The sequence below is a fragment of the Acinetobacter pragensis genome (assembly GCF_001605895.1).
Lineage (GTDB): Bacteria > Pseudomonadota > Gammaproteobacteria > Pseudomonadales > Moraxellaceae > Acinetobacter > Acinetobacter pragensis.
Map to the genome: position 1 here is coordinate 32,015 of NZ_LUAW01000016.1, position 16,787 is coordinate 48,801.

A 16,787-nucleotide genomic window follows, 5' to 3' on the forward strand; every position below is an offset into this window, starting at 1 on the left:
AAAGCGGATTAAGCTTATAAATTGATTTTGCATAGAACCGTACATATAAAACCTGAAACCCTGACCAAGTGGCCTGTCCATCTAAATCACAACAATGAATTTCCGAACATGACCGCTGTTTTTGTACTCATTGACAATAGAATAAAAAATTTAAAAAAGGAATTTTATTTGCTGGAAATGACCTCTAGGGTTCACTTTTCTTGACTTTAAGCTTCGACTTATGAAAAACAGTAAAATTCCAATAAATTTCGAATGTTTATTTTTAAATCAAAATTGAGTACTTTGCTCGACCATAGTGTTATTTTAGATGAGATAGAAAAACCGTAATCTAAAATTACGTTCTCCATTGATGTATTTGGAACAATAAAGATGACTACAGTACGCCAACAGAATTTTCTAATCCGCAAAGAGAAAATTTTAGCGATGGCAGAAACGTTGTTGCTTGATAATAATCAGGATATTACGTTAAGTGAATTGGCCAGTGAGCTGGACATTGCGAAAGGGACGATTTACAAACATTTTAAAAGCAAAAACCAGCTGTATTTAGAACTGATTATTTTGAATGAAAAGCGCTTATTGGACATTTCTAAAAAATTTAATCACGATATTAAAACCTATGTTTCGCAATACATGCTGTACAACATGCTCAACTCTAACCGCACCATTTTGCTGCATGTCATTGAAGAACGCTTAACCAACAATGAGCGCAAACTGAAAGATTTATTTGAAGAGCTTTACGACATTCGTGAACAGCGGATTTTAGCCATTAAAGACTTATTTTCAGATTATCTCAAAGCATCAAACAGCATTATGTCCATACGCGATTATCTGTCTTATATTTGGACAGTAACCTATGGCGCTTCCCTGCTGCTGAATTCAACGCACTATCAAAAATCTATCGGTTCGCGGGAACGGCTGATTAAGCTTTATGTCAATCAGGCACTGATGACGCCAGATAAAATTTCAACACACAACTAATGTTTCAATAAAATAAAAGCCTAGGGTTGTCTAGGCTTTTATGATTCAGAGGTTCAGATGCGTTTAAAGCTGAACTGCTGGAAATCCATCTTCCGATAAAGCCTCTAAAATCTTTTGCTGATCCTGAACAGACTCAACTTCAACCACTTTAGACGCGACATCAATTTCAACTTTTGCATTCGGATCCACATCTTTAATTGTTGCTGTCACACTCCGTGCACAGCCGCCGCAAGTCATTGCATCAATACGTAATTTCATACTGTTTCGTCCTATTATCTGGATATGCGTGCACTATAAAGCTTCCCATGATATCAAGGTCAAGCACGGATAGCTGCACCCTATCTGTTGAAAATTTCAACTTGAATGAGGGTTTTTAGACGGCCCTAATTCTATCTGATTTAAAATTTCACAATCGGCCTGCTGATTTCCAGCGCAGCAGTCTACTGAGTGCTGCAAAGAACTGACCATGGTCTGCAAATCGGCAATTTTTTGATTCAATGCATTAATATGCTTTTGCGCAAGCTGTTTGACTTCTGCGCTTTGCCGATCCTGATTTTTCCATAAGCCCAGCAGCTCTTTCATTTGCTCTGTAGAAAATCCTAATTCACGAGAGTGATGAATGAATTTCAGCATTTTAATATCTGATTCGCTGTACATTCGGTAGCCTGCGTCAGTCCGCTTAGATGCAGGCAGCAAGCCAATGTCTTCATAATAGCGGATCATCTTGGCGGAAATGCCGGATTGCTTTGCCGCTTGCCCAATATTCATCTTAGCTCTCCTGTTTCATCCAAGTCGGCTGGTAGCGTTTTAAACGCAGTGCGTTGCTGATTACAAATACCGATGATAACGCCATCGCTGCTGCCGCAAATATCGGGGACAGCAATATGCCGAACATTGGATACAATGCGCCAGCCGCGACAGGAATTAACGCCGCGTTATAAACAAACGCCCAAAAGAGGTTTTGACGGATATTATTCATCGTGGCGGTACTCAGCCCAATTGCTGTAGGTACAGCCTGTAAATTACCGGACATTAAAACAACATCCGCAGCTTCTATAGCAATATCCGTTCCGGTGCCAATGGCAAGGCCGACATCCGCTTGAGCCAAAGCTGGCGCATCATTGATGCCGTCCCCAACAAAAGCTGTACAGCCATATTGCTGCTGGAGCTTTTTCACCGATGCAACTTTTTCATCCGGCAATACTTCGGCAATGACTTCATCAATATGCAGCTGTTTTGCAATGGCTTGCGCCGTATGTCGATTATCGCCTGTAATCATTGCAACTTTTAAGCCTTGATCATGCAGGGCTTGAATCGCGCTGAATGTGGTTTCTTTAATCGGGTCAGCTACAGCAATAATAGCGGCCAGCTGCTGATCTATAGAAATATACAGCGGTGTCTTGCCTTGTTCGCCTAAAGCGGCAGCCGCTGCTGTGAATGCGTCGGTATTTAAGCCCAACTCATGCATTAAGCGCGCTGCGCCAATATGCACCTGCTGGCCGTTCACTTTGGCTTGAATGCCTGCTCCTGTAATGGAGTCAAACTCTTCAACTTCGAGAAATTCCAAACCCAATTCCTGAGCCGCTTGCACAATCGCATAGGCTATAGGATGCTCAGATTTTGCTTCTACGGACGCAATAAGGCTTAAAACGTCCTGTTCATGAAACTGCTCAGTGACTTGAAAATCCGTCAGTTTAGGTTTGCCTTCGGTCAATGTACCGGTTTTGTCGACCGCAACAACTTGAGTCTCTTTCAGCAGCTGCAGTGCTTCACCTTTACGGAACAGCACGCCCAGCTCAGCACCGCGCCCTGTACCGACCATAATTGATGTCGGCGTTGCCAACCCCATAGCGCATGGGCAGGCAATAATCAGCACAGCCACGGCATTCACTAAGGCATATGTCAGACTTGGTTCCGGCCCAACAAAATACCAGACAGTAAACGTCAGTGCAGCCAGCAGCATTACGATAGGTACAAACCATAACGTCACCTTATCGACCAAGGTTTGAATTGGCAGTTTAGCGCCTTGCGCCTGTTCAACCAGCTGAATAATCTGCGACAGTACCGAATCCTGTCCAACCGCTGTTGCTCGTACAGTCAAACTGCCATTTTGGTTCACTGTACCGCCGACTACAGCGTGTCCTGCCGATTTTTCAACAGGAACGGGTTCGCCGCTGATCATCGATTCGTCAATATAGCTGCTGCCTGAAATAACTTCACCATCCACAGGAACACGTTCGCCGGGACGAATTTCCAAATGCATGCCGGACTGAACCTGATCTATGCTTAACTCGACATATTGCCCATTCTGTTCTACACGAGCCGTTTTAGGCTGCATGCCTACCAAGTATTGAATCGCTTGCGAAGTCCGGCCTTTAGCCTTAGCTTCCAAATAGCGGCCCAATAAAATTAAAGCAATAATGACTGCTGCGGCTTCATAATATACATGCACAGTGCCTTCGGGCAGCACCTGCGGCATAAATGTTGCGACGCAAGAAAAAACATAAGCAGAGAATGTTCCGACTGCAACCAAGGAGTTCATATCTGGTGCGGCACGCAGTAAAGCAGGAACACCATGCTGATAAAAGCGCCGGCCCGGCAACAGTAAAATCAGCGTTGTCAGTGCAAACTGGATATACCAGCTGTTCTGCATGCCAATGCTGCTATGAATAAAATGATGGAAGGCCGGAATCATATGCCCGCCCATTTCCAAAACAAATACAGGAACCGCAAGAACTAACGCAATGATTAAGTCACGTTTTAAAACCGCTTGCTCCTGCTGTTTTTTCTCTTCATGCGTTTGATTTGACGAATGCGACAATTGCGCGATGTAGCCGGCTTTTTTAACAGCCGCAATAAGTTCCGCCAACTCACCGCCCTGTACAAATGCTTTTTCTGCAGCCAGATTCACAGTAGCGGACTGAACGCCCTGAACTTGCTTCAATGCCTTTTCAACCCGAGCAACACAAGAAGCGCAGGTCATGCCGTCAATATCCAGCTCAAAACTTTTGGCTGCTGCTGAAAATCCAGCTTTTTCAATGGCCGTTCTTAATGCTGAAATATCAGTTGAATCAAGGGCTTTTACCGTTGCCTTTTCTGTAGCTAAATTTACCGCAACATCAATCACCCCTGGCGTTTTCTTTAAGGCTTTTTCAACCCTTGCCACACAAGAAGCGCAGGTCATGCCTTCAATTTGCAAGTCTATTGTTTTCACAGGAACGTCATAGCCTGTTTTTTTTACAGCCTGAATAACGGCCTGCACATCAATAGCCTGTGAACTGCTCACGGTCGCTTTTTCTGTCGCCAAATTTACTGACGCATCGTCAATGGTTTCAATTTTTTTTAATGCTTTTTCAACTCTGGCAACGCAAGAGGCACAGGTCATGCCTTCAACATTAAAACTGAGCTGATTTTTTACTGTAGGTTTTGTGACTGATGAGCCCGACATGCTTCTTTGCTCCTCGTGAATTACACGTTATTTTACAGCTTAAACATTCCCACATTGGTAAGGTCAAGCGGAATTTTCTAAATTCAATCCGCCTCAGATTTGATGATCAGTTTTAATGATTAACTGTTAGGCAGTTAAATCTTTTCATTGATATTATCATTATAAAATGGTGTATAAATATTAGATATCAACTGCCGTTTTTCATCTGTTTTAGATCTCCAATGCTCAAGCTTTCAAACTTCTTTTTAAATACAGGCCTTTTTATTCTTTTAATTTTCATTTCCTTATGCTGGGCCTTAGACAACATAGAGATTTGGGTGCGTTATGTGCTTATTCCCGCTTTAGCTGCATGCACTGGTCTAGGTGTACTTTTTAAATATTTGGCAAAAAAGTTTAAACAGGCAGAAAATCCGTCTTTCGTTAAATATAAAAAAGATTGAACTTGAATATAAAAAATCGGATGCAGCTATAGCGGCATCCGATTTTTAAAAATTGAAACAGTCCGCCTCAATTTATTTAATCTGCTGAAATATCTTCAAACAATACAGAAGATAAATAACGCTCCCCGCCATCAGGCAGAATAACCACAATAGTTTTGCCAGAGTTTTCTGGACGCGCCGCCAATTGAGCCGCTGCCGCCATAGCTGCGCCGCTGGAAATACCGACTAAAATGCCTTCATGGGTCGCTGTTTTACGCGCCCACTGAATTGCTTCGGCGCTTTCGATGGCAATCACTTCATCAACTAAATCCAAATCTAAATTTTTTGGAATAAAGTTTGCGCCAATGCCCTGAATTTTATGCGGACCAGGCGTCAGTGTTTCACCGCGTTTCGCCTGACCGATAATTGGAGATTCGGCCGGTTCTACAGCGACAGAATAAATTGGCTGATTTTTTACTTTTTCAAAGTAGCTTGAAATACCGGAGATAGTACCGCCAGTGCCGACACCAGCAACTAAAATATCAACTTTACCGCCCGTGGCCTCCCAAATTTCAGGGCCAGTGGTTAATTCATGAATTTTAGGATTGGCTGGATTTTCAAACTGCTGCGGCAAATAATATGTTTCAGGATGCTCTGATGCCAAACGCACGGCTTCATCTACAGCGCCTTTCATTCCTTTTGCCGGCTCGGTCAACACCAAGTTCGCGCCAAAAGATTTTAAAACTTTACGGCGCTCTATGCTCATGCTGGACGGCATTGTTAAAGTAATATCATAACCTTTGGCAGCGGCTACAAATGCCAATGCAATTCCTGTATTGCCGCTGGTTGGTTCAACAATATGCATGCCGGGCTTTAATAATCCCTTTTCTTCTGCATCAGCAACCAAAGCAGCGCCAATACGGCACTTTACAGAAAAAGCAGGATTGCGGCTTTCGATTTTAGCCAATACTGTCGCCCCGCCTTCAATTGAACGGTTAATACGAACAAGCGGCGTGTTGCCAATGGCCTCTGCATTGTTGCTGTATACGGCAATGCCTAAATTTGCAGGTGCTGGAAAAGCTGAATCTGTTGTCATGAGTCTTTCCTTGATATTTTTTACATCAAAAAGTACATTGAACATCATACATTTATTTCATTATTAGGGTGTAAAATTTAGTATTTGAAATTGCAGTGCCGCCCCATTTTTGATTATTTTTTGCACCAATACTGCGCAATAAGAATATCTGATGCATCATTAAATCATATATCAATAAAAGCAATAATTATGTTCACTAAAAACCATAAAAAATCTATGATTAATTCAATGTATTCAAGCCTGATAACCGTATACTAAGCGCGTTGCATAAGCAGAATGGACCCCCTGAATGAATAGCGATATAGAGATCACCAGCATGCGTGATTCTGCGGATTTAGTGGTTGGCGTTTTAAAGTCGCTGGCAAATACTGATCGATTACTGATTTTATGCCATTTGGCTCAAAAGGAATTGAATGTCTCTCAAATTGAGCAGATTACGCAAATCAATCAGCCGACGCTTTCTCAACAGCTGATGATGCTGCGAAAAAGTGATGTGGTGACCACTCGCCGTGACGGCAAGCAAATTTACTACTCTATTAAAGATCAAAACTTAGTCACTGTTTTACAGACACTCTATGAGCTGTATTGCAACAAAGCATTAAACGCTGTTTAACCCGCACTGGCTTATGCTGACAGCAGAAACTTATAATTAAACGCTGACAGCTTGCATTCTATTTTTAAATCAATTCAATACACCCTTCACTTTAAATAAATTCCTCATAAATTCGTTCTTACTCCCTCCTTCCTATTAATATTTATTTTTTGATTTCATTGGCTTTAATATTTTCTGAAAGCAAAGTTAATTACGCCATAAAAAAACTCATTTGAGTTCTTCGAGACTTCTTATCATTTTTTATGCATAATATATATTAAATTGTGATTTAGATTTTTTTATGCCAGATTCAAAACTCCGTATTGTGCAGCTGATTCCTGCTTGGCAATGGCTTCAGGACTACAGCGCTGGCAAATTTAAATCTGACTTGCTGGCTTCCCTCATTGTTATTGCAATGCTGGTGCCTCAGGGCATGGCCTATGCCATGCTTGCCGGTTTGCCGCCTATTATGGGCTTATATGCAAGCATGATCCCGATGATTATGTATGCAATCATCGGCGGCAGCACCACTTTGTCGATCGGCCCAGTGGCCATCATTTCCATGATGACCTTTGCCACTTTAAATCCGCTTTTTGAAGCTGGTTCTCCTGTTTATATTGAAGCCGCTATGCTGCTGGCGCTTATGGTTGGCATCATTTCATTGCTTTTGGGCATGCTGCGTTTTGGCTTTCTGATTCAGCTGATCAGCCATCCCGTCATTAAGAGCTTTATTATTGCGTCTGCGCTATTGATTGCGCTTGGCCAATTCAAATTTCTGGTGGATGTCCCGCTTAACGGCAACAATATTCCTGAATTTATCGTGAGCCTTTGGCAATATTTATCTCTGGCTCATTTTGCCTCATTCGTATTTGGCATCGCTTCTATATTGTTTCTGATTTATGTACCGAAACTGCTGCATAGCCAGTCAGTAAGAAGCAAAATCGGTTCAACCAATTTTATAATCAAAGCTGTGCCTTTAATTTTGGTGGTGATTTCAATTACGCTCACTCTGAGCCTTGGGCTAAAAGAGATAGGAATAAAAACCGTTGGCGAAATACCGTCGGGCTTCCCGCCAGTGCGCATTCCGCACTGGAACTGGGATTTAGTCATCAAGCTGCTGCCCGGCGCAGCCATGATAGCCATGATCAGTTTTGTCGAATCGCTGTCGATTGCTCAAGCCACAGCCTTACAGCAAAGAAGCAACTTAAACAGCAATCAAGAACTGATTGCGTTAGGGGTCGCAAATCTCAGCGCAGGCTTAACCTCCGCTTTTCCAGTGACAGGAAGTTTATCGCGCACAGTGGTCAATGCTGATGCTGGAGCGAAAACTCCCATGGCCGGCGTGTTTTCATCCTTGCTGATTATCGTTGTTACTCTATTTTTCACAGGATTTTTTAAAGACCTGCCTTTAGTAATTTTGGCTGCGACCATTATTGTTTCTATTTGGAAGCTGGTCGATTTTAAACCGTTTTTGGATACTTGGCGCTATTCCAAAGCTGATGGAATTGCGATGTGGGTTACGTTTTTTGGGGTCATTTGCATTGATATTTCAACAGGCTTAATCATTGGCATTATCTCTACTTTTATTTTAATGCTTTGGCGTATCAGCCGCCCGCACATGGCTGTAATCGGCCTTGTTGAAGGTACACAGCATTTTCGCAACATACAGCGCCATCATGTCATTACCACGCCAGAAATTTTGTCTGTGCGCATAGATGAAAATTTAACATTCTTGAATGCCAATGCGCTCAAAGGCTTTTTAATCAATGAAATTAGCCAGCAGCCCCAGCTGCAGCACGTCATTATCAATTGTTCAAGTGTCAGCAGTATCGATTTCAGCGCTTTAGAAATGCTGGAAGATATTAATAGTGAACTGACTAAACTGGGCATCCGCCTGCATTTTTCTGAAGTTAAAGGCCCCGTTATGGATAAATTGCAGCAATCCAAATTACTGAAGCATTTGAGCGGGCAAATTTATTTAACACACTTTAAAGCAATTCAAAGCTTGTCGCCAAAAGTGTTTGAATATCAAATATAAAAGCGTAAAAACCGTGCTGAGTGCGGTTTTTATGCGGGATTTATTTATTTTTACAAAAAAACAGGCTGCAATTTTTTAGAATATCAATTGTAAAAATAAGCACTTAATTTTTATATTTAATTTTTTTTCGAGGCGGAAAGATTTTCAGTATAAAATGTCCGGCTTATTTTCCACATTTTGTCATCGTAATTCTGACAAGGCCCTTCTATGTTCTCTGCTTTCACGCGTTTGAGTTTAGTAACCCGAATTATTATTGCCATTATTTTAGGTATATTGGTTGCTGTTCTGTTTCCAAACGCTGCGCCGTATTTAAGCCTGCTGGGTGATCTGTTCATTAAAGCGCTAAAATCTGTCGCTCCTATTCTTGTATTTGTTTTAGTTCTGTCATCTATTGCAAACTTTAAAGTCGGCAGCAGCAACGCGTACATTAAACCTATCATGCTGATGTATGCTGTAGGCATGTTCTTGGCGGCCTTAAGTTCTGTGCTTTCAAGCGTAATTTTTCCAAGTACGCTTTTTTTAGATGCGCCGGCTCAAGGTGAGCTTAGCCCCCCTGGCAGCTTGGCTGAAATTTTAAAAAATTTATTGCTCAGTTTTGTCGCCAACCCTGTCACTGCTATTGGTGAAGCAAATTTCATTGGTATTTTGGCTTGGGCTGTTGCTTTAGGTATTGCATTCCGCCACGCGTCCGATCACACAAAAACCTTTTTGTCTGATGCAGCCGATGCGGTCAATAAAGTAATTCGCTTAGTGATCAGCTTTGCGCCATTAGGTATTTTTGGCTTAGTTGCTGTGACATTTGCAGAAGCCGGTTTAAGCACATTGGCAGGCTATGCGCATTTATTGGCTGTTTTATTGGGAACCATGCTGTTTGTCGCACTGGTCATCAACCCAATTATGGTTGGTTGCGTAATCCGTGCAAACCCGTACCCTTTGGTGCTGCAGTGCCTGCGTGAAAGCGGTATTACCGCGTTTTTCACCCGCAGCTCAGCGGCCAATATTCCTGTAAACCTAGACCTTGCAAAACGCCTCGGCATTCCAGAATCTACAGCAAGTGTAGCTATTCCATTGGGCGCTACAGTCAACATGGCTGGCGCTTCAGTCACCATTACGGTGCTCACTTTAGCGGCTGTCAATACTCTAGGTATTTCAGTTGACTTTACCACTATGCTGATTTTATCTGTGGTTGCGACTATTTCAGCTTGCGGCGCATCCGGTGTAGCTGGCGGGTCATTGCTGCTGATTCCAGTGGCTTGCGGTTTATTTGGCATTTCATCTGATATCGCGATGCAAGTTGTGGCTATCGGCATGGTCATCAGCGTTTTGCAGGATTCTACTGAAACTGCTTTAAACTCTTCGACTGATGTATTATTTACTGCAGCTGTAGACCGTGGTTTAAGATAATATACTGATAAACGTATATTAATTATTCGATGCGCTATGCCTTTTTATAGATTGCCCCTTTGGGTTCAATTGGGTGCGTTCTTTCTCGCAATTAATGCGGGCATGATCAACGTGCTTGGACTGGTGACGGTTTTGCACCAGTCCGTTTCTCATATGACGGGCAATGTCAGTATGCTGGCTTTGGCTGTAGTTCATTGGCAGCCAGCATCGATTCTCTATCTTTTTCTGATTGTTGTGTCTTATGTGATTGGTTCATTTTATAGCGGACTGATTTTAGGCAGCAGTCAATTCAGCTTTAGCCGGCTGTATGGCATCCCATTAAGCCTTATCGCTTTATTTATCTTCCTATGCTGGCTTTTACTGCCCTATTTTCCTCGCTATGCTCTATTATGGGCCTGTGTTGCGATGGGGGTGCAAAATGCCATGGTCAGCCACTACAAAGGCACTATTATCCGGACTACACACTTATCTGGTGTACTCACAGATTTAGGCTTGGCTTTAGGATACCGCGTGCGGGGCTTAGAAATAGAGCCGAAGCGTGTCATTCTGCATGTTTTAATTCTAATTGGATTTTTTATTGGCGGAATTCTTGCCAGCTTGGTTTATCCTTTATTAAAATTAAACTCATTTCTGGTACCAGCAGTATTCAGCTTGACCTTAAGCATTTTATACTGGGCCGTTTATTTACGTTATCGACATCGTCAAAATTAAGTTTGGAATATCTTATGGTCAAAAATGCATTACAAGCCCAGCTGCTCAAAGCAGGTTTAGTCGATAACAAAAAAGCCAAGAAACTGTCTAAGCAAGCAGTGCATGAACAGCGTACTGGACAAAACAATGACGCTGAAATGAAAGCTAAAATTGCGCAGGATCAGCAGCAGAAACAAGCGCGGGATCAAGTGATTGAACAAGAGAAAAAAGCTGTTTTGCATGAAAAAGAGTTAAAGGCTACGATTGTACAGATGATCAGCCAGCATAAAATTCGAGAAACGGATGGAGATGCCGTTTATCAGTTTATTGATGATTCGAAAATTAAAAAACTCTATATCAACCAGCAAATTTATAATGCTTTGGTTGCCGGCAGCTTGGTTATTGCCAAGGACAAAGAAGGTTACGCCTTTTTACCGAAGGCTTTGGCTGACCGCATTAATGCAAAAATGGAAGGCTTTATCATCGTGAATAATTCTGAACAGAATGAGCAATCGACAGATGAAGAAGATCCATACGCAGCCTACGTTATTCCAGATGATTTAATGTGGTAATTGCAGTGATATATAAAGCGGTTAATTGAGGTTAAGTAATCTCATTAAACTAAAAACCAGCTATAAGCATGCCTTAAAGCTGGTTTAATTTTATTCTGCTTATTATTGTCTAAATTTCTTAATGCTTTTAGACAAATGAGCGCGCATCATTTGACGCGCCAGCAACCCGTCTTGATCCACAATAGCACTGTAAATATTCATGTGATCATGATGTACTGCACGCAAATATTCTTCTAAATTAACTGTGCTTTTTTGCACTGAATTCACACGCGCCCGCGGAATAATTTTTTCGCCCAAGTACTTTAAAAAATCCACAAAGTATTGGTTTTCTGACGCTTCCGCAATGGCAATATGAAAATCATAATCTGCTTTTACGGTTCCATCATTTGCGCTAGCTGAGATATGAGATTCAAAATCATCTAATGCTGCTTTCATTTTTTTAATATGCGCATCTTTACGGCGTTCCGATGCTAGAAAAACGGCCTCAGACTCTAAACTAATGCGCAGCTCTAAAAGAGAAACAATATCATTGATTGTTTCTAAACTTGCATTCGACAATAAAAAGCTTTGTTCTTCTTGATGCTCTTTAACAAAAGTGCCAATGCCATGTCTGGTTTCAACATATCCCAAAGAGCGCAATTCTGTAATCGCCTCCCGAATAACAGAGCGGCTCACATCAAAAAGGTCTATTAACTCCAATTCAGTTGGAATTTTATCACCGACTTGGTACTCATTTGATTGAATTTTTTCAATCAAATTTTCAACAATATTCTGGCTTAATTTTTTTGTAGATCTAGATCTAAGAGGACTAGACATATATAAAAATGCTCAATAATCAACCTTTAATATAGCTATTATTATAACAGAAATAAATATAGTAAATAGATTTTGGTGGAGATTGAATAAATCAAAATAACTATTTAATACATTGCTTTAACTTTATCAGCATATCGCAGCATCTGCTTTTGATCAGCAGATTCCATATTGCGATACTTTTCAGATGCCCGCTGATTGACAAGGGCCTCTTCGCTCCTATTTGGCAATTTCAAATGCTCGCTCTGCACTGTTTTTATCTAAAATTTGTGACAAAAATGCTCGGGCATTATGTAATTGATAATTCCTTTTTTAAATACCAAAACTCGACTCAGGGACTGTGCACTGAATCGAGTTTGCATGCTTTAAAAACTTAAAGCGCCGCAGTACTTAACTGGCCATTCACTAAACGGTTTAAACCTAAAGGATTTTCATCCTTTAAAGCATCAGGCAGCAGTGCCTGAGGCGTATTTTGATAGCAAACAGGACGCAAGAAGCGATCAATAGCTGACGTACCGACTGATGTACCGCGCGCATCACTTGTTGCTGGAAATGGACCGCCATGAACCATGGCATCGGAAACTTCCACCCCCGTTGGGAAACCATTAAACAGCACACGGCCCGCTTTCTTTGCAAAAAGATTCAATAAATCTTCGGCGCCTGCAAAGTCTGCATCATCACCAATGATGGTTGCTGTTAATTGGCCTCCAAGCTGATCAATACCTTTTAATAGAGTCGCTTCATCATCTACAGCAATCACAACAGACATTGGGCCAAATACTTCATGCTGTAATTTGGCATTGCCGGAAAGCAATACGCTTTGGTCTGCTTTGAATAAATGTGCAGTTCCTTGGGAAATTAAAACGGCTTTTTCCCCAGTTGCTATTTTTTCAAAACCGGCCTCATTTTCCAGTTCATCAATGCCGGCTTTATAGCTTTTCAACGTCCCTGGATTCAGCATCACCTGTGGCGCTGCAGCCTGAGTAGCGCTAACCAGCCCCTCTATAAACTGTTCAAACTCTGGGCTTTTCACCCCCAGTATAAGACCTGGTTTTGTGCAGAACTGCCCGCATCCCATATTGAAAGATGCAACTGTATCCGCAGCAACTTGCTGGCCACGCGCAGCTAAGGCCTGAGGTAAAACGACTAATGGATTGACACTCGACATTTCTGCAAATACAGGGATTGGCTGCTGACGCTTTTGGACAATGTTATACAAGGCCATGCCGCCTTCTAACGATCCTGTAAAACCAACTGCCTGAACAGCGGGATGTGCAACCAAGTCTGCACCAATACGACCGCCGAAGACCATATTGAATGTCCCAGCAGGCATAGCGCATTTTTCAACTGCTTTTTGAATTGCCGAAGCTACTAATTCAGCTGTTGCCATATGGCCCGAATGCGCTTTAAAGACTACAGGACAGCCTGCAGCAAGCGCAGCTGCTGTATCACCGCCAGCGGTTGAAAATGCCAGCGGAAAGTTGCTTGCCCCAAAAACCGCGACAGGCCCTACGCCAACTTTAGCTAAACGTAAATCTACGCGCGGCATAGGTTTACGGTCTGGCATAGCTTGATCAATACGCGCTGAGAAGAAGTCGCCGCGGCGGACAACTTGCGCAAATAATCGAAGCTGACCAGTTACACGGCCTGTTTCACCTTGTAAACGGCCTAATGGCAAGCCCGTTTCAATAGACGCAATTTCTTGCAGTTGAGGACCAAGCGCTCCAATTTGCGCTGCAATTTCCTCTAGAAATTGCGCACGCAGTTCTGGTGCAGTCTGATTGTAGACTTTAAATGCCGCTTGCGCCGCCTGAGCTGCCTGATCCACTTCCTCTAAGGTTGCTTGGCTAAACAAAAAACCGGTTGGTTCATACGTTGCTGCATTAATACTTTCCAATGAAGGCGTATTTGCTGCAACGCGCTGACCATTGATAAATTGTTTTCCAGTAATTTCGCTCATGAGCATTCTCCAAACTGCACCGATAACTTAAAACTTATTGAGGACCTAATTTAGCGATTAAATCTGCCAGCATTTTCATTTCTTCAGCATCTAAATCACTTAATGGTGCACGTACTGGACCCGCATCATGACCGACAATCTTAGCGCCTGCTTTTACTATACTTACACCGTAGCCTGCTTTGCGGTCACGAATCTTAATATAAGGCAAGAAAAAGTCACTCAATAAACGGTCTACTGTGGCTGAATCATTGCTGCGTACAGCATTAAAGAATTCAATAGCTGTTTTTGGAATAAAGTTGAATACAGCGGAAGAATAAACAGGCACCCCCAATGCTTTATAAGGCGCAGCAAAAAGCTCAGCTGTAGGCAAACCGCCGATATATGCTAAACGGTCACCCAGTGCATGCGTGATTTGTGTAATTGTATCAATTTGGCCCAAGCCGTCTTTAAACCCAACAAGGTTAGGACACATTTCTACCAACTTGATTAAAGATTCCGGAGAAAGCTGTGAAACACTGCGGTTATAAAAAATTACACCGAAATTCACTGAATCGCACACTTGCTTCACATGTTCAATCAGGCCTTCTTGGCTTGCTTCTGTCAGGTAATGCGGCATTAAAAGAATACCGTGTGCGCCTAAACGTTCAGCTTCTTGCGCATAAGCGATTGCTTGGCGTGTTGGACCGCCAGCACCGGCAATAATTGGCACTGTGCCGCGGCAGGTATCAACAGCTGTTTTAATCACTTCTGAATATTCATCGGCTGTTAAAGAGAAGAACTCCCCTGTACCGCCAGCTGCAAATAAAGCACTTGCGCCATATGGCGCTAACCATTCCAAACGTTTTTTATAAGATTCTTTATCAAAGTTACCCTTTTCATCAAAATCAGTTACTGGAAAAGATAGTAAACCATCAGAAATGATATTTTTAAGTACTGCTGCATCCATGAGAAAACTCCTTGCTGTGTATGTTGTATGACATCTTATATCATAAAACTCATCATGCAAGAAAAAATTTCCTAAAATGCTATTTTATAAGCAGAAATAATTATAAACCACTGTAATTTAAAGTTATTTAAATCAATAAAACTCTTAAAGAATAATGATATGCCGTAATCTTCCCTAATCAATTTTTTAAAAAATTGCATTTTAGAATTACAAGACATTGAAATTAGGATGTTTATTTTTTTATTTCTAAATTTTTATACAAAGCAATTGCAATTCATAGAATGTTAGTCATATGATGTCTCATGACAATTCAATATCTAAGTATCCTTTTGCTAAGCAAGCTCAGCTGTCTTTACGGGCGAGCCAGTGCAAAGGTATCATCATAAACCACCTGCTTTACGGAATTTAAGCAGGTTTGAAATTTGAGTTTATATATGGAAGATTCTCAAGTAAGGCATACTACGGCCGGCATCAGTTCGGTGAGTAAAAAAACGGCGACTCATACCAAAACACGGTTTTATATTTTAGCCATGATCTTTCTGATCACCGCGCTAAATTATGGTGATCGTGCAACGCTTTCAATGGCCGCCTCTCCTATGTCGCAAGATTTAGGACTGGACACCATTACAATGGGTTATATCTTTTCTGCATTTTCTTGGGCTTATGTCATAGGGCAAATCCCTGGCGGGTGGCTGCTTGATAAGTACGGCGCTAAAAGAATTTACTTTTGGAGTATTTTTCTTTGGTCCCTTTTCACTGTATTTATTGGGTTCACTCATTACCTAGGCAATACTGGGCTTATTATCAGCTCTTTATTTCTGCTGCGCTTTTTAGTCGGTCTTGCCGAAAGCCCTGCTTTTCCAGGCAATAGCCAAGTTGTCGCGGCATGGTTTCCAACAAAGGAACGCGGTACTGCCGCCGCAGTTTTCAACTCAGCGCAATATTTTGCAACTGTAATATTTGCGCCATTCATGGGCTGGCTGGTTTCTCAAGTTCATTGGCAATCCATCTTCTGGGTGATGGGCGGTCTTGGTATTGTGATTTCTTTTATTTGGTTAAAAGTCATTTACAGTCCTGTCAATCATCCAACAGTTAATCCCAAAGAACTGGAATTAATTAAGGATGGCGGCGGTTTGGTGAATATGGGGCAAAACCTGCAAGAAAACCAGAAGTCTAAAACCAAATTTTCCGATATTAAACAGCTGCTTTCTTCGCGCATGCTGCTGGGTATTTTCATTGCCCAATACTGTATTAACTGCTTGACTTATTTCTTCTTAACCTGGTTCCCTGTTTACCTTGTAAAAGAAAGAAATATGACTATTTTACAGGCTGGTTTTGCAGCGGTTGCTCCTGCGCTGTGCGGCTTTATTGGCGGAATTTTAGGTGGATTGATTTCAGACCGCTTAATCAAAATGAATAAATCTTTAACCTTTGCCCGTAAATTGCCTATCATTTTAGGTATGCTGCTCTCCACCAGTATTGTGGTTTGCAACTATGTAGACTCTCAAACGGCAATTATTTTCTTCATGTCTCTAGCGTTCTTTGGTAAAGGCTTCGGTTCTCTTGGCTGGGCGGTTATGTCAGATGTAGCGCCGAAAGAAATGATTGGTTTAAGCGGCGGATTATTCAATACTTTTGGCAATACCGCCGGCATTGTCATTCCAATTGTCATTGGCTATATCCTAAGCACCACAGGCTCATTCAATGGAGCATTGGTCTTCGTCGGCATTCATGCCCTCATTGCCTTATTTAGCTACATTTTCTTAGTTGGCAAAATTGAACGTTTCCAGCTTAAAACAACTTCATCTCATTAACCTTCGGCGCGCTGGCT

Annotated in this window: 14 protein-coding genes and 1 pseudogene; 7 read left to right on the forward strand and 8 right to left on the reverse strand. The window is 41.9% G+C overall.

Annotation, left to right across the window (positions count from 1 at the left end):
• Window positions 1–369: 369 nt before the first annotated feature.
• Window positions 370–978, forward strand: coding sequence for a TetR/AcrR family transcriptional regulator (locus AZH43_RS07200; RefSeq protein WP_067668191.1), 609 nt, complete (start codon window positions 370–372; stop codon window positions 976–978).
• Between the two features lie 63 nt (window positions 979–1,041).
• Here AZH43_RS07200 and AZH43_RS07205 read toward each other — a convergent pair whose 3' ends face one another.
• The 5 genes and pseudogenes from AZH43_RS07205 to cysK form a co-directional block, all read right to left on the reverse strand.
• Window positions 1,042–1,236, reverse strand: coding sequence for a heavy-metal-associated domain-containing protein (locus AZH43_RS07205; protein ID WP_067668193.1), 195 nt, complete (start codon window positions 1,234–1,236; stop codon window positions 1,042–1,044).
• Window positions 1,237–1,332: 96 nt separating this feature from the next.
• Window positions 1,333–1,746 (reverse strand): Cu(I)-responsive transcriptional regulator, encoded by a 414-nt coding sequence (cueR, locus tag AZH43_RS07210; protein WP_067668195.1) that lies wholly within the window; start codon window positions 1,744–1,746, stop codon window positions 1,333–1,335.
• A 1-nt stretch (window position 1,747) separates the two neighbouring features.
• Window positions 1,748–4,228, reverse strand: a complete 2,481-nt coding sequence (locus AZH43_RS07215) for a heavy metal translocating P-type ATPase (protein ID WP_406564613.1) — start codon at window positions 4,226–4,228, stop codon at window positions 1,748–1,750.
• 27 nt (window positions 4,229–4,255) lie between these two features.
• A pseudogene (locus AZH43_RS19140) lies at window positions 4,256–4,426 on the reverse strand (cation transporter); the annotation flags it as partial.
• A gap of 516 nt (window positions 4,427–4,942) precedes the next feature.
• Window positions 4,943–5,941, reverse strand: a complete 999-nt coding sequence (gene cysK / locus AZH43_RS07225; protein ID WP_067668201.1) for a cysteine synthase A — start codon at window positions 5,939–5,941, stop codon at window positions 4,943–4,945.
• A gap of 289 nt (window positions 5,942–6,230) precedes the next feature.
• Between cysK and AZH43_RS07230 the strand changes: the two genes are divergently transcribed.
• The 5 genes from AZH43_RS07230 to AZH43_RS07250 all read left to right on the forward strand — a co-directional run bounded on the left by AZH43_RS07230 (window position 6,231) and on the right by AZH43_RS07250 (window position 11,237).
• Window positions 6,231–6,554: an ArsR/SmtB family transcription factor gene (locus tag AZH43_RS07230; protein WP_067668203.1), complete on the forward strand. Its 324-nt coding sequence runs from the start codon at window positions 6,231–6,233 to the stop codon at window positions 6,552–6,554.
• Window positions 6,555–6,834: 280 nt separating this feature from the next.
• Window positions 6,835–8,571, forward strand: coding sequence for a SulP family inorganic anion transporter (locus AZH43_RS07235; protein ID WP_067668205.1), 1,737 nt, complete (start codon window positions 6,835–6,837; stop codon window positions 8,569–8,571).
• A 207-nt stretch (window positions 8,572–8,778) separates the two neighbouring features.
• The gene (sstT, locus tag AZH43_RS07240; protein ID WP_067668207.1) at window positions 8,779–9,975 is read left to right on the forward strand and encodes a serine/threonine transporter SstT; all 1,197 of its coding nucleotides are present in this window, start codon (window positions 8,779–8,781) and stop codon (window positions 9,973–9,975) included.
• A gap of 36 nt (window positions 9,976–10,011) precedes the next feature.
• Window positions 10,012–10,686: a YoaK family protein gene (locus tag AZH43_RS07245; protein ID WP_067668209.1), complete on the forward strand. Its 675-nt coding sequence runs from the start codon at window positions 10,012–10,014 to the stop codon at window positions 10,684–10,686.
• 14 nt (window positions 10,687–10,700) lie between these two features.
• On the forward strand, window positions 10,701–11,237 hold the full coding sequence (locus AZH43_RS07250; protein ID WP_067668210.1) for a DUF2058 domain-containing protein: 537 nt from the start codon (window positions 10,701–10,703) through the stop codon (window positions 11,235–11,237).
• 102 nt (window positions 11,238–11,339) lie between these two features.
• Here AZH43_RS07250 and AZH43_RS07255 read toward each other — a convergent pair whose 3' ends face one another.
• The 3 genes from AZH43_RS07255 to kdgD all read right to left on the reverse strand — a co-directional run bounded on the left by AZH43_RS07255 (window position 11,340) and on the right by kdgD (window position 14,956).
• The gene (locus AZH43_RS07255; RefSeq protein WP_067668212.1) at window positions 11,340–12,053 is read right to left on the reverse strand and encodes a FadR/GntR family transcriptional regulator; all 714 of its coding nucleotides are present in this window, start codon (window positions 12,051–12,053) and stop codon (window positions 11,340–11,342) included.
• Window positions 12,054–12,423: 370 nt separating this feature from the next.
• On the reverse strand, window positions 12,424–14,010 hold the full coding sequence (locus AZH43_RS07260; protein WP_067668214.1) for an aldehyde dehydrogenase (NADP(+)): 1,587 nt from the start codon (window positions 14,008–14,010) through the stop codon (window positions 12,424–12,426).
• A gap of 34 nt (window positions 14,011–14,044) precedes the next feature.
• The gene (gene kdgD / locus AZH43_RS07265) at window positions 14,045–14,956 is read right to left on the reverse strand and encodes a 5-dehydro-4-deoxyglucarate dehydratase (RefSeq protein WP_067668216.1); all 912 of its coding nucleotides are present in this window, start codon (window positions 14,954–14,956) and stop codon (window positions 14,045–14,047) included.
• Between the two features lie 434 nt (window positions 14,957–15,390).
• On the opposite strand from kdgD, the gene AZH43_RS07270 reads away from it, so the two are divergent.
• Window positions 15,391–16,770 carry an MFS transporter gene (locus AZH43_RS07270; protein ID WP_067668218.1) on the forward strand — a complete coding sequence of 460 codons (1,380 nt, stop codon included), beginning with the start codon at window positions 15,391–15,393 and terminating at the stop codon, window positions 16,768–16,770.
• Window positions 16,771–16,787 lie beyond the last annotated feature (17 nt).